14 protein-coding genes are annotated in these 18,382 nt (G+C 73.2%); 5 read left to right on the top strand and 9 right to left on the bottom strand.

The features are described 5' to 3' along the window. Positions 1 to 10: 10 nt before the first annotated feature. The 7 genes from N4G63_RS21315 to apaG all read right to left on the bottom strand — a co-directional run bounded on the left by N4G63_RS21315 (position 11) and on the right by apaG (position 8,132). Positions 11 to 652: a PEP-CTERM sorting domain-containing protein gene (locus N4G63_RS21315; RefSeq protein ID WP_260786886.1), complete on the bottom strand. Its 642-nt coding sequence runs from the start codon at positions 650 to 652 to the stop codon at positions 11 to 13. A 229-nt stretch (positions 653 to 881) separates the two neighbouring features. Continuing rightward, entirely contained in the window at positions 882 to 2,168 is a 1,287-nt protein-coding gene (locus tag N4G63_RS21310) for a M16 family metallopeptidase (RefSeq protein ID WP_260786887.1), read from the bottom strand. A gap of 61 nt (positions 2,169 to 2,229) precedes the next feature. Further along, positions 2,230 to 3,801: a tryptophan halogenase family protein gene (locus N4G63_RS21305; protein WP_260786888.1), complete on the bottom strand. Its 1,572-nt coding sequence runs from the start codon at positions 3,799 to 3,801 to the stop codon at positions 2,230 to 2,232. 43 nt (positions 3,802 to 3,844) lie between these two features. Continuing rightward, a complete protein-coding gene (locus tag N4G63_RS21300) occupies positions 3,845 to 4,597 on the bottom strand; it encodes a DUF6445 family protein (protein ID WP_260786889.1) in 753 nt (250 codons plus the stop codon). Then, positions 4,590 to 5,480: a hypothetical protein gene (locus tag N4G63_RS21295; RefSeq protein ID WP_260786890.1), complete on the bottom strand. Its 891-nt coding sequence runs from the start codon at positions 5,478 to 5,480 to the stop codon at positions 4,590 to 4,592. Before N4G63_RS21295 ends, N4G63_RS21300 begins: the two co-directional genes overlap by 8 nt. A 223-nt stretch (positions 5,481 to 5,703) precedes the next feature. Further along, the gene (gene tlpB, locus N4G63_RS21290) at positions 5,704 to 7,761 is read right to left on the bottom strand and encodes a transporter-like protein TlpB (protein ID WP_260786891.1); all 2,058 of its coding nucleotides are present in this window, start codon (positions 7,759 to 7,761) and stop codon (positions 5,704 to 5,706) included. Continuing rightward, complete coding sequence (gene apaG, locus N4G63_RS21285) at positions 7,758 to 8,132, bottom strand: Co2+/Mg2+ efflux facilitator ApaG/CorD (RefSeq protein WP_260786892.1); 375 nt, start codon at positions 8,130 to 8,132, stop codon at positions 7,758 to 7,760. Before apaG ends, tlpB begins: the two co-directional genes overlap by 4 nt. A gap of 90 nt (positions 8,133 to 8,222) precedes the next feature. On the opposite strand from apaG, the gene rpe reads away from it, so the two are divergent. Further along, positions 8,223 to 8,906 (top strand): ribulose-phosphate 3-epimerase, encoded by a 684-nt coding sequence (gene rpe / locus N4G63_RS21280; RefSeq protein ID WP_260786893.1) that lies wholly within the window; start codon positions 8,223 to 8,225, stop codon positions 8,904 to 8,906. A 10-nt stretch (positions 8,907 to 8,916) separates the two neighbouring features. Here the strand turns inward: rpe and N4G63_RS21275 are convergent, their stop codons facing one another. Further along, positions 8,917 to 10,182 carry a PepSY-associated TM helix domain-containing protein gene (locus tag N4G63_RS21275; protein WP_260787633.1) on the bottom strand — a complete coding sequence of 422 codons (1,266 nt, stop codon included), beginning with the start codon at positions 10,180 to 10,182 and terminating at the stop codon, positions 8,917 to 8,919. A gap of 17 nt (positions 10,183 to 10,199) precedes the next feature. After that, positions 10,200 to 12,356: a TonB-dependent receptor gene (locus N4G63_RS21270; protein ID WP_314600176.1), complete on the bottom strand. Its 2,157-nt coding sequence runs from the start codon at positions 12,354 to 12,356 to the stop codon at positions 10,200 to 10,202. Between the two features lie 418 nt (positions 12,357 to 12,774). On the opposite strand from N4G63_RS21270, the gene N4G63_RS21265 reads away from it, so the two are divergent. The 4 genes from N4G63_RS21265 (at position 12,775) to N4G63_RS21250 (ending at position 18,376) form a co-directional block, all read left to right on the top strand. After that, a complete protein-coding gene (locus N4G63_RS21265) occupies positions 12,775 to 14,196 on the top strand; it encodes a tetratricopeptide repeat protein (protein ID WP_260786894.1) in 1,422 nt (473 codons plus the stop codon). A gap of 111 nt (positions 14,197 to 14,307) precedes the next feature. Next, positions 14,308 to 15,456 carry a CaiB/BaiF CoA transferase family protein gene (locus N4G63_RS21260; protein WP_260786895.1) on the top strand — a complete coding sequence of 383 codons (1,149 nt, stop codon included), beginning with the start codon at positions 14,308 to 14,310 and terminating at the stop codon, positions 15,454 to 15,456. Between the two features lie 5 nt (positions 15,457 to 15,461). Further along, positions 15,462 to 17,156, top strand: a complete 1,695-nt coding sequence (locus N4G63_RS21255) for an MBL fold metallo-hydrolase (protein WP_260786896.1) — start codon at positions 15,462 to 15,464, stop codon at positions 17,154 to 17,156. After that, positions 17,153 to 18,376 (top strand): serine hydrolase domain-containing protein, encoded by a 1,224-nt coding sequence (locus N4G63_RS21250; RefSeq protein ID WP_260786897.1) that lies wholly within the window; start codon positions 17,153 to 17,155, stop codon positions 18,374 to 18,376. The genes N4G63_RS21255 and N4G63_RS21250 overlap by 4 nt, the downstream gene beginning before the upstream one ends. Positions 18,377 to 18,382: the final 6 nt, after the last annotated feature.

Raw genomic sequence — 18,382 nt, 5'->3', positions numbered from 1 at the left:
AGGCGCGGGATCAGGTGGCGGCCGTGACAGCGCGGCGGCGCGCGCCCACGGCGCCCAGGCCGGCCAGGGCCAGGCCCACCAGGGCCAGCGCCGAGGGCTCGGGCACATCCTGCGTGGTGACCACCAGGCGCAGGTTCTCGCTGCCCGAGGGCTGCAGGTACAGGCTGCTGATGCTGGTGTCCACTGGCGCGAAGTGCAGCGCGAAATAGGTGTCGCCCGCCGCCACGCGCGGCAGCAGCAGGCTGGTCACGTCCAGATCGTTGGCGGTCATCGGGTCGGCACCGTTCACCGTGAACACCTGGCTGGCCAGCACATCGGGGGCAGCGAAGTGGCTGCCCAGCGTGCCGGTGGCGGTGAACGCGGTCACGGTCACCTGCTGCGGGGCCAGGCCGCCGCCGATGTTGAACTGCAGCGAAGCGTGCGTCACCGTCTGGCCGGCCAGGCCGCTGATGTTCTGCTGCAGGTAGGAGTGCGCGTTGTCCATCGAGAACGCATTCACGTACCCGCCGCCGCCAAACACCGTGGTGAAGCCATTGCCGCTCACCGGGCCGGCGCCCAGGAAGGGCAGGTTGTAGGTGATGACAGCAGCCTGCGCGCTGCCGGCGACAGCGGCCACCAGGCTGAGGGCAAATGCGGCAACGGCGTTCTTCATGGGCGGATTCCTTGGTGGGTGGGCTTGGGCCCGTCGCCTGGCGCGCTGCTGCAGCGCGGCCGACGACGGGAGCCCGCCGCTCTCAGCAGCATCCGTGCCCGCAGTTCGCGCCTGATCAAAATCAAGCACTTGGCCGCGTCCGTGCGACCGATGCAACGGCCGCTGTCAGATTTGCCGACGCCTTGGGTTCACCGCAGGCGTCTGCGGCCGGGTGCCGAGGGTCGGGCCGTCAATCGCAGCGCAGGCCCTGCGCCGCCAGCAGCGTGCGCACCCGGTCGCGCAGGCCGCGCGGCACCTTGCCGCTGACGGCCAGCGCCGGGCCGCTGGCCAGCATGCGCTCGAACAGGGCGCGCACGCGCTCGCCGTCCACTGCGGCGATGCCGGCGCGCCACTCGGCCAGGCTGCGCACGCGGCCGTGGATGAACAGGTCCAGCGCCGCGGCCTCCAGCCGGCGTGCGGGTTCTTCGAGTGCGCGCAGGCGGCGCACCAGCAGCTGGTTGTGGGCGCGCTCCAGATCCACCGGGTCGATGCGCCGGGCCTGCAGTGCCAGCAGGCGCGCCAGCTCGGTGAGGCATTCGTCCAGCTGTTCGGGGGCGGTGCTGGCCTCGATGACGAACTGGCCGCCGGCATCCAGCACATCGGCCGAGGCGGCGGCGTAGTACACCAGGCCGCGTTTTTCGCGCAGCTCGCCCAGCAGCGGCGAGCTCATGCCTTCGCCGAACAGCGCCGCGGCCACCGCCGCGGTGGCGTCGTCGGCCTGCTGGCCGGGCACGCCAAAGCCCATCACCAGATGGCTCTGGCTGCTGCCCGGCATGGCCTTGCTGGCGATGCCGCCGCCAAAGCTGGCCGGCGCGATGAGGTTGGGCGCCAGCGCCGGCGCGGCGCCGAAAGCGGCCTGCACGTCGCGCGCCAGCGTGTCCAGCGGGGTCGGGCCGGCCACGGCCACCACGATGTTGGCGCCGCCGTACTGGCGCTGCACATGGCTCACCAGATCGGCGCGGGTGAAGCGCTCGATGTTGCGCCGCGTGCCGATCACCGGCTGGGCCAGCGGGTGCGTGCCCCAGCTGGCATGGTCGAACAGCTTGAAGGCGGTGGAGACGGGGTCGTCCTCGTCCTCGGTGAACTCGTGCAGCAGCACCTGGCGCTCGCGCTCGAACTCGTCCTCGGGAAAGCTGGGCTGCAGCACGATGTCGCCCAGCATCGCGATGAAGCCGCTCACATCGCGTGCCAGGCCGCGCATGTGGAAGGCGGTGTGGTCCTTGTCGGTGTGGGCATTGACCTCGGCGCCCAGGCGTTCGGCGTCGAGGTTGATGTGCTGCGCGTCGCGCGTGGCCGTGCCCTTGAACACCATGTGCTCGACCACGTGCGACAGGCCGCTGGTGAGCTTGCTCTCGTGGCCGCTGCCGGCGCGCACGAACACGCTGACGCTGGTGGTCTCGGCCTGCGGCGCGTGGATGCAGGCCAGGCGCACGCCGTTGGCCAGCGTGGCGACTTGGGGTTCGGTGGGGGCGGTCATCGGCGGCAGGGGGTGCGGGGCCGCGATGATAGGGCGGGCCGGGGCGCCGCGCGCGGCAGGGTCAGGTGGCCAGGCCGGCGGCCAGCGGCACGCTGGCGGCGGCGGCGCGCTGCTTGCGCGCGTAGTCGGCCATGCTGGGCGATTGCGCCAGCGCCGCGGCACGGATGCGCGCCACATGCTTGAGCACGCGGTCGCTGGTGGCCGGGGCCAGGTGGCGGGCCTGGGCGATGCCGTGGCGGGGCAGGCGGTTCATGCCGGCCAGGATGAAGAACCAGTTGTTGGCGCCAAACAGCGACATGCGGCGGTTGATGTCGGTGGCATGCGGCAGCTTCTCGTCCCACAGCGCCAGCAGGTCGGCCAGCGCCGGGCTGATGCGCTCGGGCGCGGTGGCCTCGCGCCAGAAGGGCGTGTCACGGCGCATCGACAGCACGTAGTGCATCACGATGAAGTCGCGCAGCTCGGCGTACAGATCGCCCACCTGGGCGTTGTAGCGGGCCTGCGAGGCGGCGTGCGGGCCGTCGCCCGGCAGGTAGTCGAGAAACTGCTGCAGCGCGAACTCGATCAGGTAGATGCCGGTGGATTCGAGCGGCTCGATGAAGCCCGAGGCCAGGCCGAGCGCCAGGCAGTTCTTCTCCCAGCTGCGCGCGCGGCGGCCGATCTTCATGCGCAGCAGGCGCGGCTCGGCCAGGGCCTGGCGCGCGCCATGGCTGCGCTGCAGCGTGGCCACGGCCTCGTCGTCGCTGCAGTGCCGCGACGCGTACACGTAGCCGGTGCCGCTGCGCGACTGCAAGTCGATCTCCCAGCGCCAGCCGGCGGCCTGGGCGGTGGCGGTGGTGTAGGGGCGCAGCGCCGGGTTGGCGTCGCCGTGGGCCACCGGGCAGGCCACGGCGCGGTCGCACAGCAGGTGCTCGTCGTAGGGCACCCAGGGCACGCCCAGCGCCTGGTCGATCAGCAGGCCGGCAAAGCCGGTGCAGTCGACATACAGGTCGGCCTTGAGCACGCGGCCGTCGGCCAGCTCGACGCCGGTGATGCCCTCGTCGCCGGTGTGGGCGCGCAGCACGCGGGCCGCGTGGTGGTGCACGCCGCGCGACACCGCCACCTCGCGCAGCACACCGGCCAGCAGCGTGGCGTCGAGGTGGTAGCCGTAGGGCAGCGGCGCCTCGTAGTTGGGCGAGTTCATCAGCTTGGGCGACAGGCCGGCATCCATCAGCGCCGTCTGCACCGAGCCGCAGTCGCCATAGGGCGCGTGCAGCAGGCCGCGCTGCTTGAGGTTGAGCCAGTGCACCATCGTCGAGTAACCGTCGAGCGTGAGCGGCGGATCGAAGGGATGGTCGTAGCGGTCGCTGGCGGCGTCGCCGCCCTGGCGCCAGCCGACGAAGCGCACGCCGTTCTTCAGCGTGGCCTCGGCGCGGGCGAACAGCAGGGGCTCGGGAATGCCCAGCAGCGACATCATCTGGCGCAGCGTGGGCACGGTGGCCTCGCCAACGCCGATGGTGCCGATCTCGGGCGACTCCACCAGGTCGATGCGCACCGGCCGCGCGGGGTCGCCGCCCAGCGTGCGTTGCAGGTAGGCGGCCGCCAGCCAGCCGGCGGTGCCGCCGCCGACCACGAGCACGGATTTGCAGGGATTCATCGGGCAGGTCCTTTGCGGCGCATGCCGCGGGGGCACTGCCGGATCAATGGGCCTGCGTACTGCCTGCCCGGTTCACGTTGACGAAAAAGCGCTGCGTGAGCCGCGCCGACGCCATCGAGAGGTTACGGGCGACGTCATGCATCGCGATCGAATGAAAAGCGGTGCCCGGGTACATCACCAGCCGGTTGAAGCGGCCCTCGGTGGCGTGCAGGTGTTCCCACGGGCCGGCGTCGTCGATGGCGTAGCTGGCGGGCTGCTGGGTCTCGCCGTGGTCGCGCAGCCAGGCGCCATAGGCCTCGCGCTCGGCCGCGTCGCGCACGAAGGCCTGGCCGGTGGGCCGGTGGCGGAAGAAGCTGGTGCCGATCTCGTAATCGGGGTTCAGGTACAGCACGCCGGCCAGCGGCACGCCGTCCACATGCGGGTGCTTCTGCCGCGCCAGCATCTCGCTGGCCGGGGTGGTGACGATGGAGAAATCGGTGCTGATGTCGCCAGGCCGGCACTGCACGCTGCCCATGGCCGCCAGCAGCGTGCACAGCGCCTGCAGCAGCGGCCGGCGCTCGTCGTCGTCGATCTGCGCATGCAGGCCGGGGTAGTAGGCCAGCGAGCTGTCGTAGCGGCCTCCCAGCGCACGCTGGCGCACGGCCAGCGGGTCGGCAAAGAAGTCGTCGATCAGCATCACCGGGCAGCCGCTGGACAGCGTGACCACCTGCACCCGCGCCGCCGGGTTGATGGCGAAGATGTCGCGTGCGGGTGCCGGCGTGCGCAGCGCCTGCGCCAGGGTCTGCGGCTCAGACATGCTGGCGGGCGCGGCGGCGCCGTCCGGCGGCCACGGCGGCGGCCAGGGCCACCGCGGTGAGGCCCACCATGGCCGGCTCGGGCACCGTGCCGCCGCTGGGCGTGGTGCTGACCACCAGCGGCGCCAGCTGCAGGTCCAGGCGCATCGACTGCAGCGCAAACTGGCCCACCGGCGCGTCCACGCGCAGGTCGAGGATGCCGTCGCTGCTGAGGTCGCTGAGGGCCAGTGCATCGAGCGCCAGGCTCACGTCCAGCGCGCCCGAGATCGACGAATAGACATTGCGCTCGCGGTGGTACATGTAGGTGCGCGAGCACGAGGCGTCGTAGCAGCCGGCATAGCCGTCGTACAGGTAGCCGCCGAAGGGCGTGCTGCTGCTGGCCACGGTGCTGGCGGTGTCGGTGGCGCTGGTCTGGCCCACGCTGACGCGCATCTGGTCGGCCACGTTGTCGGTGTAGAGGAGGTCGCGGTCGGCGTAGCGCACGTAGTCGTTCACGTTGTACGAGGCATAGGCGGTGTAGCCGCCCGAGCAGCTCCAGCTCCACCAGCTGCAGTAGGAGCTGACGTAGTACGAGTACCAGGCCAGGTGCGAGCCGCCGTAGCTGGTGCTGGTGTTGTAGTCGCCATAGGTGCCGGCGGCGCCGTAGCTGGCTTCCGAGAAGCCGAACACCGAGACCTGGCCGCCCACCACCTGGCTGGCCTGCTGGCCCTGGCTGGCCAGGAAGCTGTTGATGTCGAAGGACAGCGCTGCGCTGCCTCCGGGCTGCAGCAGCGACGAGAGCGTGAAGCTCTGCGACAGCGTGATCGGCGCGGCGGCCGATGGCGCCACCGCAATGGCCCCGGCCGCGGCGGCCAGGGCGATGGGAAGGCCGGGAATGTTCTTCATGGTGTGCTTGATCCAACAACGTCCAACAACGATGGATGCACTCTATGAAGCCCGGCCGCGCGGCAACAGCCCCCCGCGCGCTGCCGGCCGCGGCAGGCGCGATTTCTGCCGTGAGGCAGGTCACGCTGGGCCGCCGGGCGTGATGCCGGGCGTGATGCCGGGCGTGACGCCGGGCGTGATGCCGGTCTGTGACGCCGGTCTGTGACGCCGGGCCCTGCGGCGCTCAGCCCGCGGTGCGGGCCGGCAGCACGAAGCTGCGCGGCGCCTGCCGCAGCCGGCGCAGGATGGCGCCGACGATGCGCCGGCGGTCAAGCCCGCCGATGCCGCGCGAGCGCAGCGCCACCGCCAGCGCCAGCGCGAAGCTGACGCCCAGGTTCAGCACGCCGGTTGCCGCCAGGCCGGCCACGCACCACCAGAACGCCGGCTGCTGCAGCGTGGCCCAGCCCAGCGTGCTGGCCGCCGCGGCCAGCTGGCCGGTGGACAGCGTGACGTGCCGCACCTCGATGGGCAGGCCCACAAAGGCCAGCACCACCGGCACCACGCCCAGCATCAGGCCCAGCGACACATTGGCCGCCATGCCCGAGATGTTGGCGCGCCACCAGCCGGCCCAGCGTGCGGCGCGCGGGCCACCCAGGCGCGCCACCATGGCCGGGTGCCAGGCCAGCGCGCTGTCGAGGCGGTGGTAGACGAACCAGTTCTCCACCCAGCCGGCGGCCAGGCTGCTGCCGAACAGCAGCACGCCGGTGAAGGCGGCATACAGCGCGGTGGGGCCCAGCAGGGTGATCGAGTGCAGCACGTACTGCGCATCCTTGGCGCCCACCAGCGGTGCGCCAAAGGCCTGCCAGGCCAGCCACTGGGCCAGCAGCACCAGCGGGGTCACGGCGGCCAGGTTGCCGGCAATGCCGGCGATCTGCGAGCGCACCAGGTGCGTGACCTCGTCGACGAAGGATTCGATGGCCGCCGCATCCTGGCCATCGCCCTTCACCGCGGCCAGCTTGTCGGCCATGGTCGGCGCGGTCATGGCCGGCTGCTTGGTGGCCACCGTCCAGTGCAGCAGGTGCACGATGACGAAGCTGACGGCGTAGTTGAGGCCGGCGGCCACGCCGCCCCAGAACGGCGCCAGGCCCAGCGCCAGCAGCGCGAACTTGGCAAAGGTGGTGCCGGCGATGACCGCGCCGCCGCCCAGCGCGGCGCGCAGCATGGCGCGGTACTCGGCCGCGGTGCGGGTGATGTAGTGCTCGCCGGTCTCGGCGTGGCGCTCGGCCACCTTGCGCGCCAGCAGCGAGTACTGCCGGCCCAGCAGCGCGCGCAGGCTGCGCCGCTGCTGCGCCAGCGTCACCAGATCGACCAGCAGGCGCTGCAGCGCGGGCGCCGGGGCGGGCGCCAGCAGCACGTCGAGCAGGGCCTCCAGGCGCAGCGTGCGCTCGCGCAGCTGGTCCAGCTCGAACAGGATGTTCACCGAGATGCCATGCGCCTCGAGGTGCTCGTGCACGCTGTCGGCGGCGCTGCGGCAGCGCTGCAGCAGGGCGCGCAGGTAGTTGGCCTGCTGGGCCACGGCATCGGCGCGGCCGGCGGCCAGGGCCTCGTCGAGGTCTTCGGCGCAGCGCACCAGCTGCTCGAACGGCCGGTCGGCCACCAGGGCCGGCGCCACGCGCTGGCGCAGCGCCGGTGCAAAGGCCGCGGCGCGGATGCTGCTCACCAGCCAGGTGATGGCCTGCAGCAGCGGGGCGCGCCAGTCGGCCGCGGCGGCGGCGGCCGTGGCCTCGGGCGGGCGCTCGGCCGGGCTGTTGCCCGCGGCGTCGGCGCGGGCGGCCGAGAACAGCGCCGCCAGCCGGGCCAGCGTGGCGGCGTCGATGGCGGCCAGCCAGCGCGCGTCGTCGGGGTGCGGAAACAGCAGCGCAAACAGCGCCGCCAGGTCGTCGGTGTCGGGCGTGCCCGGCAGCAGGCGCAGGCGCAGGCGCTCGGCCACCTCGCCGCCCAGGTCGCGCCGCGCGGTGAAGCCGAAGTCGGCAAACAGGCTGGCCACATCGCTCTCGCGCCACAGCCGGCCCAGCAGCGCCAGCACGCGCTCGCGCGGCCCGGCGTTGCGCTCGAGCATGTTGAGCAGGTGCTTGAGCCGCAGCACCGGCCGCGGCGTGGCGTCGCCATCGGCGCCGCGCTCATCGCGGCCGTGGCGCAGCCATTCGGTCAGGCGGATCAGCCACAGGTGCCGCTCGGGCCGCGCCGCGCCGGGGTCGGCGGCATTGACCAGGGCGGTGAGATCCCAGGCGGCAGCTGTCAATGCAGCATGGCCGCGTCGGCCAGCATGAACTCGGGCACCGTCGACTCGAACCACTGCGCGTCTTCGGTGATGCCGATGAAGGCGCCGCGCATCGAGCCCTGCGGCGTGGCGATCTGCGCCCAGCTGGTGTACTCGAACTGCTCACCGGGCTGCAGCAGCGGCTGGTGGCCCACCACGCCCAGGCCGCGTACTTCTTGCGTTTGGCCGCGGTGGTCGGTGATCACCCAGTGCCGGGCGATCAGCTGCGCCGGCACATCGCCGGTGTTGGCGATGGTGATGGTGTAGGCAAAGCCCCAGCGCTCCTCGGAGGGCTCGGTCTGCTCGGGCAGCGGACGAACCGCGACGGTGCTGGTGAATTGAGGGCGGGCCATAGGGCGCATTCTAGGAAGGCTGCGAAAATCGTGCCGGTTGCGCTGAGGGATCTCCCCGGGCGCCCTCAAGTTCCCTTGCACGCCAACCCCATGAGCCGCACCTACCGCATCGCCCCCAGCATCCTCTCGGCCGACTTTGCCCGCCTGGGCGAGGAAGTGCGCCAGGTCATCGCCGACGGCGCCGACTGGATCCATTTCGACGTGATGGACAACCACTACGTGCCCAACCTCACCTTCGGCCCGATGGTGTGCGAGGCGCTGCGCAGGCATGCGGTGCGGCCCGACGGCACGCCGGTGCCGATCGACGTGCACCTGATGGTGCAGCCGGTGGATGCGCTGGCCCAGGCCTTTGCCAAGGCCGGCGCCAACCTGATCAGCTTTCACCCCGACGCCAGCACCCATGTCGACCGCACGGTGCAGCTGATCAAGGCCGCGGGCTGCCAGGCCGGCCTGGTGTTCAACCCGGCGCTGCCGATCGACGTGCTGGAGTGGACGCTCGAGCAGCTCGACCTGGTGCTGGTGATGAGCGTGAACCCCGGCTTCGGCGGCCAGAGCTTCATCCCCTCGGCGCTGAAGAAGATCGAGCAGATCCGCCGCCTGATCGAGGCCTCGGGCCGCGACATCCGGCTCGAGGTGGACGGCGGCATCAAGGTCGACAACATCCGCCAGGTGGCCGACGCCGGCGCCGACACCTTCGTGGCCGGCAGCGCGATCTTCGGCCAGCCCGACTACCGCGCCGTGATCGACGCGATGCGCGCGCGCCTGGCCGGCTGAGCGGCGTGGGTCAGCCCGGCGCCTGATCGCGGCGCGGCGCTTGCGCGGCGGCCGGCACCGCGGCGCGCCGAGCGCCGGTGTGTGTGCGGGTGAGGGTGCGGGTGTGGGCGCGGGTGCGTCGCCACCACAGCCACAGGCCGCTGCCCAGCAGCAGGGCGGGCAGCAGGCCGAACAGGCTCCACAGCAGCCGCGCCAGCAGGCCCAGGGCTTCACCGCTGTGCAGCGGAAACAGCCAGTCGACCACGGTGTTGCCGGCCGGCCCGCGCAGCGGGTCGTGCACCGCGGCGATGCGGCCCTGGCCATCGATGCGCACCCGGGTGCTGCCGGTGTCTGCCCGGGGCTCGCCCGGCTGCAGCAGGCGCACCTCGGCCACCGGCTGCTGGCGCGTGGGCAGGCTCAGGCGCGACCAGGCCGCTTGCGGAAAGTGCGCCGTGGCCACCGCCAGCAGCGCATCGGGCGCCAGCAGCGGGCCGGCGGCCGGGGTGGCCGGGGTGGCCGGTGTGGCCGGGGTGGCCGGCGTCATGGCCGCGGCCATGCGCGGCAACCACTGGCTGGGCAGCACGGCCGAGACCATGGCGCGGGTGCTGTCGTCGAACACCAGCGCGGCGCCGGTCAAGGACAGCAGCAGGGCCAGCGGCGCCAGCCACAGGCCCGAGGCGCGGTGCAGGTCGTACCACCAGCGCGCCGGCGCGCTGCCGGCCTTGACCGTCAGCGCCCGCCACCAGGCGGCGCGGCTGTGCTGGCGCGGCCAGGCCAGCCACAGGCCGCTGAGGGTCAGGCCGGCCAGCACCAGGCCGGTGGCGCCCACCACCAGATGGCCCTCGTCGCCGGCGAGCAGGCGGCTGTGCAGCTCGTAGAGCAGCGGCACGGCATGGGCGCGGTCGAGCCGCACCGCGCCGCGCAGCCGCTGGCCCAGGTACAGGCCGCACTGCGCGTCGATGAAGTGCTCGCGGCGCAGGCCGCTGGCGGCATCGCGCCGCTCCCACACCTGGTGCGCCGCGCCGGCCTGCTGCGGTGCCACCACGATGGCCGGCCGCGCCGCGGGGGCGGCCTGCTTCAATACCGCCAGCACCCTGGCCACCGGGGCGGCCGGCGCTGCCGGCGCTGCCGGCAACGCTGAGCAGCGTGCCGGCTGCGCGGCGAACCAGGCCGGGTTCAGGGCTGCATCGATCTCGGCCTGCCACACCATCAGGCTGCCGCTGAGGCCCAGCAGGGCCAGCACCAGGCCCGCCAGCAGGGCGCTCCAGCGGTGCAGCCAGGCCAGTGTCTTGCGCATGGTCATGCCCGCGGCCGTCAGAAGCGGCGCTGCCAGCTCAGGTTGAGCGCGCGGCCGCGGCCGGCGTAGTAGTCGTCGTCGGCACCGGCGTAGTGCGACTGGCTGTAGTAGGTGATGAACTGGCGGTTGAACAGGTTCTCGACGCCCAGGCCCAGGTCGCCCCAGGGCGATTGCCAGCGCAGCGACAGATCGGCCACGGTGTAGCCGGCAAAGTGCTCATCGAGCAGCGTGGTGCCCGAGTACCGGCCCACGTTGGCGTCGCGCGGGAACCAGCGCGCCGCGCTGGCCTGGGCGTGCCAGCCGGGGGCGAACTGCCAGCCGGCGCCCAGCACCAGCTTGTCAGGGCTCTGCGAGCGCGCGCCCAGATCCAGCGTCAGCGGCAGGTCGGCGCCGGCGGCCGTGCGGCCACGGGTGCGGGCATAGGTGGCATCCAGGCGCAAGGCCGTCGTCGGCTGCCACTGGGCGGCCAGCTCGAAACCCTTCACGACGATGGGCACGCGCTGCACCGTGCCGATGCTGTTGGTGACGACGATCTGGCTGCCCAGATCGGAGCTCGACTCGTACACCGAGGCCGTCACCTGGGCCGTATTGCCGCGCCAGGCCAGGCCCAGCTCGCGGTTCTCGGTGACCACCGGCTGCAGGTCGACCAGCTTGTTCACCGATTGCCCGGCGGTGCGCACCGCGCGCAGGATCAGGCCGGCGTCGGGCGGGCCGAAGCCCTCGTTGTAGGAGACAAAGCTCGACCAGCCGCTCTGCCCGAAACGCCACACCCCGCCCAGGCTCTTGACCAGCTCGTGCGCGCGGCGCGTGCCGCCGGCCACCGCGCGGCTGCCGTAGAAGGCCAGCGTGCTGTAGTCGTCCACCTGCAGGCGGCTGCGCTCGTCGCGCAGGCCGCCGCGCAGGGTCAGCGGGCCCTGGGTGTACTCGAGCTGGGTGAACGGGGCCGTGCTGCTGAAGTTGAGCGGCGGCACCCACATGCGGCCGGTCTGGGTCAGGCGCTGCGACGAGGTGTCGCGCAGCAGGTCGAGGCCGAGGGTCAGCTCCAGGCCCTGCAGCAGCAGGTTGGGCCGCACCCAGCTGCTGCGCAGGCCCTGCTTCTCGGCCAGCACCTCGCTCTGGTCGACCAGCGTGCCGCTGGGCGCCAGGCGGGTGTCCTGGAAGGTGGAGATCACGCCACCGGTGTAGCGCGCCGCGAAGTCCTGCCAGAACAGCTGCACGCTGGCGGCGCCGCCGCCCAGGCTGGCGTGCGTCCAGTCCAGGCTGGCCGACTGCACGCGGTTGCGCGGCACATCCCAGGCCATCGGCGCGGCCTGCGAGCTGGTGGGCACGCCGGTGGCCCGGCTGCCCGGCACGTTGACCCAGTTGTCGAAGCCGCGGCTCTCGAAGCGGTTGACCATCAGCTGCAGGCGCTGCTCGCCGAAGTCACGGCCGATCTTCACGAAGGCATCGGCCGCCTCGTGCAGCGATTCCACCGCCAGGCGCCGCCCCTGGCCGTCCACGCCCACGTCCTGGCTGCGGGCGCCCAGGTAGGCCAGCACATCGACGGCGTCGGCGCCCTCGCCGCGGTGCTCGAGCAGGTAGCCCAGCTTCCAGCTGTGGCTGTCGGCATGGCCCTGGCTGCCGTACTTCAGCGCCACCGTGTGGTGCGTGCCCACCTGCTCGGCACGCCGGGTGATGGTGTTGAGGATGCCGCCGGTGGCGCCCATGCCCTGCATGGCCGAGGCACCGCTGACCACCTCGATGCGTGAGACCACCATCGCATCGGCAAAGTAGCCCTCGCGCCCGCCGAAGCGCAGCGGGTTGGTCTGCGGAATGCCGTCCAGCAGCAGCAGTGCGGTGCGGCCGCGCAAGCCCTCGCCAAAGTTCGACAGCTTCTGCGTGGACGGTGCATAGCCCGGCACCTGCAGCGAGAGCAGCGCACCGGGGTCTTCACTGACCAGGCCCTGGGCCTCGATGTCGCGGCGGGTGATGACGCTCACCGCGCCCGGAATCTGCGCCAGGGCCTTGCTGCTGCGTGTGGCGGTGACCACCACCTGCGCATCGGCGGCGTCAGGCGAGGGCGTCTGGGCTGGCTCCTGAGCCTGAGCCTGAGCCTGGGTGACCGGCAGGGCCGAGGCGGCGGCCAGGGCGATGGCCAGCCGTGCCGCCAGGTGGGTGGCCGATGGCGCGGGCATGCCGGCGTCGCCACGCGGGGCCAGGGGCAGGCCGGCTGTCGATCGGCGGCGGGAGGAGGGCGCGAGGAAGGGCATCTCGTATTTCTCTGCTGCTAATGCAAATGCGAATAGCTCGCATTATGTTTCCAATTGACCCAGGGCAGTGTGGCTGCCGCACCGGGGCGCACCGCGATGCCGCGCGCTGGCAGGGCCCGGCCGGGCTGGGCCGATACGGGCTTGGCGGCCGCGCGCCGCGGGCCTAATCTGTGGCGGTGATCGGCCGCAGCGGTGGGTGGTCTGTGGTCTGTGGTCTGTGTTCTGCGGTTCGTGGTTCGCGGCTGCGATCCGCCGCTGCGATCCGCCGCTGCAATTGGCCGCCTCAATCCGCCGCCGCGGGTCGATGTAGCCGTCGGGCTGCGCCCGCACAAGGAGAACGCTCATGTCGCCCCGCATTGCGTCTGCAGGTTCCGGCTGGCCCACGCCGCGGCCATGGGCGTCATGGCCCGGACGGTGGCTGTGGCTGTGCCTGAGCCGGCTGTCGCACGGGCTGGTGCAGGTGTTGGCGCTGGTGCCCGTGCCGGTGCTGGTGCTGGCCTTGGGCGGCTGTGCCGCCGTGCCGCAGGCGCTGCAGGCCCCGCCCCTGGCCGAGGCCCGGTTCGCCGGCCCCGCGCAGGCGCCCGATGCGGCCGCGGTGATGGGCCTGTCGCCGGCCATGCGCAGCTACCTCGACCACGAGTTCGCGGCGCGCCGGGTGGGCCGGCGCGGCACGGTGGCCGAGCTGTCGCAGGCGATGTTTGCGCGCGGCGCGTTGCGGCTCGAATACGACACCGAGCGCACCCGCACCGCCGCCGAGGCCTTTGACGAGCGCGCCGGCAACTGCCTGTCGCTGGTGCTGATGGCCGCCACGCTGGCGCAGCAGCTGGGGCTGGAGGTGCGCTTCAACGAGGCCCTGGTCGAGGCCCAGTGGCGGCGCGAGGGCGATCTGGTGCTGCGCAGCGGCCATGTCAACCTGACGCTGTCGCCGCGCGAGCGCCGCGACGGCTGGTACAGCAGCAGCGACGGCGAGGCGGTGACGGTCGACTTCATGCCGCCCGAGCAGCTGCGCGGCATGCGCCTGCGCCCGATCAGCCAGGCGCGGGTGCTGGCGATGTTCTTCAACAACCGCGCCGCCGAGCAGCTGGCCACGCTGTCGGCCGCCGCGGGTGGCAGCCGGCCGGCGGGGCCAGACGGGGCCGGCGGGCCGGCCGCGGCCGCCGCCTGGCCGGGTCCGGCCGCGGCCACGCCGGCATCCGGCGCGCTGGCCGAGGCCTTCTGGCTGGTGCGCGAGGCGCTGCGGCTCGATCCCGGCTTCGAGGCCGCGCACAACACGCTGGGCGTGGTCTACCAGCGCGCCGGCTTCGAGGCGCTGGCCGGGCAGGTGTTCGAGGCCTTGCTGGCGCAGCGGCCCGACGATGCCAGCGTGCTGGGCAACCTGGCCATGCTGCGCAGCGGCCAGGGCCGGCTGGCCGAGGCCGCGGCCCTGCGCGCGCGCCGCGACGCGCTGGACGCCTGGGTGCCCGGCGCCGACCGCGACCGCGGCATGCTGGCGCTGCGCCGCGGCCAGCTGGACGACGCGCGCCTGCTGTTCGAGCAGGAGATCGCACGCAGCGGTGCCACGCCCGAGCTGCAGTGGTGGCTGGCCCAGGTGCGCTGGCGCCAGGGCCAGACGCGGCTGGCCGAGCAGGCGCTGCAGCAGGCGCTGCTGCTGGCCGAGCGTGGCCAGCTGCCCGCGCCCGAGCAGGCCCGCTATGCCGGCAAGCTGGCCTGGCTGAAGGCCCAGGCCCAGGCCCAGCCCGGCAGCGCGGCGGCGCCCACGCCCTGAGCGCGGGCCGCCGTCCCGCGGCGGACAGTGCCCGCCCACCCGCTGCGGCACACTGGCCCGCACGGCTGGCGGCGGGCGCGGCCGGCACGCACAACGAGGAGACACACCACGATGGGACCGCTGGCGGGTTTGCGGGTGATCGAGCTGGCCAGCATCGGCCCCGGCCCGATGTGCGCCATGTTGCTGGCCGATCTGGGCGCCGAGGTGCTGCGCGTCGACCGCACCGAGCCCAGCGGCCTGGGCGTGCCCATGGCCACGCGCTTCGACGTGGCCGGCCGCAGCCGCCGCTCGGTGGCGCTGGATGTCAAGCAGGCCGCCGGCCGCGATGCCGCGCTGCGCCTGATCGACCGCGCCGATGTGCTGATCGAGGGCTGGCGCCCCGGCGTGGCCGAGCGCCTGGGCCTGGGGCCCGAGGTCTGCCTGGCGCGCCACCCCGGCCTGGTGTTCGGCCGCATGACCGGCTTCGGCCAGACCGGCCCGCTGGCCCAGGCCGCCGGGCACGACCTGAACTACATCGCGCTCAGCGGGGCGCTGCACGCCATCGGCGGTGCCGACAAGCCGGTGCCGCCACTGAACCTGGTGGGCGACTACGGCGGCGGCGGCATGCTGCTGGCCTTCGGCCTGCTGGCCGCGCTGTTCGAGCGCAGCCGCTCGGGCCGTGGCCAGGTGGTGGATGCGGCGATGGTCGACGGCGCCTCGGCGCTGATGGGCATCTTCCACGGCCTGGCCGCCGGCGGGCAGTGGGACACGCAGGCGCGCGCCGCCAACCTGCTGGACGGCGGCGCGCCCTTCTACGACACCTACGCCACCGCCGATGGCCAGTGGGTGAGCATCGGCGCGCTGGAGCCCAAGTTCTTTGCCGAGCTGGTGCAGCGCATCGGCCTGGATGCGTCCTTCATCGCCCGCCAGTACGACCGCCGCTGCTGGCCCGCGCTGCGCGCCGCCATCGCCAGCGCCATCGCCGCCAAGACGCGCGACGCCTGGAGCGCGCTGCTCGAGGGCAGCGATGTGTGCTTTGCGCCGGTGCTCACGCTGCAGCAGGCGCAGCAGCACCCGCATGCGGTGGCGCGCCAGGCCTTCATCAATCTGGCCGGCGTGGTGCAGCCGGCGCCGGCACCGCGCTTCAGCCGCAGCCAGCCCGAGGCGCCGCGCCCGCCGGTGGCCGCCGGTGCGCACAGCAGCGCGGTGCTGGCCGAGGCCGGCTTCAGCGCCGACGAGATCGCCGCACTGCGCGCGGCCGGCGCGATGGCTGGAGAATGAGGCGCATGGCCACCCTTCCTGATCTGCCCATTCCTGCCGACGAACCCGCGGCGCGCGCCGCCGCCTCGCTGATCGTGCTGCGCAACCATGCCCAGGCCGGCCTGCAGGTGCTGATGCTCAGGCGCGCCGAGCGCCCGGGCGACCAGAACAGCGGCGCCGCCGTGTTTCCCGGCGGCCTGCTCGACGCCAGCGACCGCGGCCACTATGCGCGCTGCCGCGGCGTGGACGACGCCACCGCCAGCGCCCGCATGGGCCTGCCGGCCGACGGCCTGCACTACTGGGTGGCGGCGGTGCGCGAGTGCTTCGAGGAAGCCGGCCTGCTGCTGGCCAGCGACGACGCCGGCCAGCTGGTCGATCTGCAGCGGCTCGACGCCGACGAGCTGGTGGCCCTGCGCCGCGCGCTGCACGCCAACCAGATCGGCATGGAGGCCGTGTGCCAGCGCTTTGGCGTGCAGCTGGCCACCGAGCGCCTGGCCTACTACAGCCACTGGATCACGCCCAGGGGCATGCCCAAGATCTTTGACACGCGCTTTTTCATCACCGAGGCGCCGGCCGGCCAGACCGCGGTGGCCGATGCCACCGAAACCGCCGAGCTGATGTGGCTGACGCCGCAAGAGGCGCTGTCACGCGGCTTCAAGCTGCTCAACGTCACCGAGATCACGCTCAAGCACCTGGCCGGCTTTGCCAGTGCCGCCGAGGCCGTGGCCTGGGCGCGGGCGCAGGCCCAGGTGCCCAGCATCCGCCCGCGCATCGGCCGTGCCGCCCAGGGCCGCAAGCCGGTCAACCCGGGTGACTGGCCCTTTGCCGAGCTGGGCCGGGTCGACCCCGCCGGCCGCGGCACCGGCCTGGTGGAGCTGATCCCCGGCGAGCCGCTGTGGCTGAGCCCGCGCGTGCTGCGCGTGGTGGCGCCCAACGGCAGCCTGATGACCGGGCCGGGCACCAATGCCTACTTCATCGGCGCGCCCGGCAGCGACGACTGGGCCCTGCTCGATCCCGGCCCCGATGACGCCGCCCATGTGCGCGCGCTGCTCGACGCCGCGCCCGGGCGCATCACCCGCATCCTGATCACCCACACCCACAAGGATCATTCACCCGGCGCCGCCGCCATCCACGCGGCCACCGGCGCGCCCACCTACGGCCTGGTGGCGCGCCACCCCGAGTGGCAGGACACCGGCTTCAAGCCCACCCACACGCTGCACGGCGGCGAGACGCTGCGCCTGGGTGAGGGCGTCACGCTGCGCGTGGTGCACACCCCCGGCCATGCCAGCAACCACCTGTGCTACCTGCTCGAGGAGGAGAAGCTGCTGTTCACCGGCGACCACCTGATGCAGGGCAGCACCGTGGTCATCAACCCGCCCGATGGCGACATGGCGGTGTACCTGCGCTCGCTGGAGCAACTGCTCGACGAAGACCTCGAGTGGCTGGCACCGGGCCATGGCTTCCTGATCGAGCAGCCGCATGCGGTGATCCGCAAGACCATCGCCCACCGCCTGGGCCGCGAGGCCAAGGTGCTGGCCGCGCTGGCGGCCACGGCGCAGCCCGAGGCCGCGCTGCTGGCCACGGTGTACGCCGACACGCCTGCCGCGCTGCACACCGTGGCGCTGCGCTCGCTGCGCGCGCACCTGCTCAAGCTGCGCGGCGACGGCCGTGCGGCGGGCGACAGCGGCGGCAGCTGGGCGCTGGCGCAGCCACCGGCATGAGCCACCCGGCCGGCGGCCGCGGGGCGGGCGCTGCCGTGAACCCGGTGCCGAACCCGCAGTTCGAGGCCGCGCATGCGGTGCTGCGCGCCGAGATCCGGCTCGAGCGCCTGGCCGGCGTGAGCGCCGCGCTGATGCGCGACGGCGTATTGATCGACAGCTTCTGCGCCGGCCTGGCCGACCGCGAGGCCGGCACGCCGCTGCGCAGCGACAGCATCCACCGCGCCTTCTCCAACACCAAGCTGTTCACCTCGGTGCTGGTGCTGATGCTGCACGACGAGGGCCGCTTCGGTCTGGACGATCCGGTGGCAGAGTACCTCCCCGAGCTGGGCGCGCTGCGCGTGTTGCGGCCCGGTGCCACCCGGCTGGACGACACCGAGGCGCTGGCCCGGCCGGTCACCATCCGCCACCTGCTCACGCACCAGGCCGGCTTCAGCCATGGCGTGTTTGCGCCCGGCACGCCGCTGCACGAGGCCTATCACGCCAGCGGCGCGCGCAGCCCGCACACCTCGCTGGCCGAGCTGATGCCGCTGCTGGCCGGCCTGCCGCTGCAGTTCCAGCCCGGCGAGGGCTGGGACTATGCGCTGGGCTGCGACGTGCTGGCCCGGCTGGCCGAGCGGCTGTGCGGCCAGGCCTTCGGCGACCTGCTGCAGCAGCGCCTGTTCGGCCCGCTGGGCCTGCGCGACACCGGCTTTGTGCTGCGGCCCGAGCAGGTGCCACGCCTGGCCGCGCTGTATGCCGGCGATCCGGCCCATGTGCTGGCCAGCGGCCTGCGCCGCCTGCACGACACGCCCTGGCCCCAGGCCTACCTGCAGCCGGTGGCGCGGCAATCGGGCGCCGGCGGCCTGTTCAGCACCCAGGCCGACATGCTGGCGCTGCTGCAGGCCCTGCTGCCGGCCCACCCGGCGGCGCTGCTGCGGCCGGCCACGCTGGCCGCGCTGTACACCGACCAGCTGCCGCCCGGGCGCTGCGTGCGCTTTGCCAACCAGGGCGCCATCGCCGCACTGGGCTTCGGCCTGGCCGGGGCGGTCAGCCGCACGGCCTCGCCGCTGGTGCCGGCGGCGGCGGTGGGCGAGCTGCAATGGGGCGGGCTGGCCGGCACGCACTGGTTCATCCACCCGGGCCGGCGACTGCTCGGCGTGCTGATGACCCAGCGCATGATGGGCTTCTGGAACCCGTTCTGGTTCTTGTACCGGCAGCGGGTGTACGAGGCCCTGGGCTGAAACACG

The sequence above is a fragment of the Aquabacterium sp. OR-4 genome (assembly GCF_025290835.2).
In the GTDB taxonomy this organism is placed as follows: Bacteria; Pseudomonadota; Gammaproteobacteria; order Burkholderiales; family Burkholderiaceae_C; genus Pseudaquabacterium.
The sequence above is the reverse complement of the archived record's forward strand: the minus strand, read 5'-3'. Positions and strand labels throughout refer to the sequence as shown.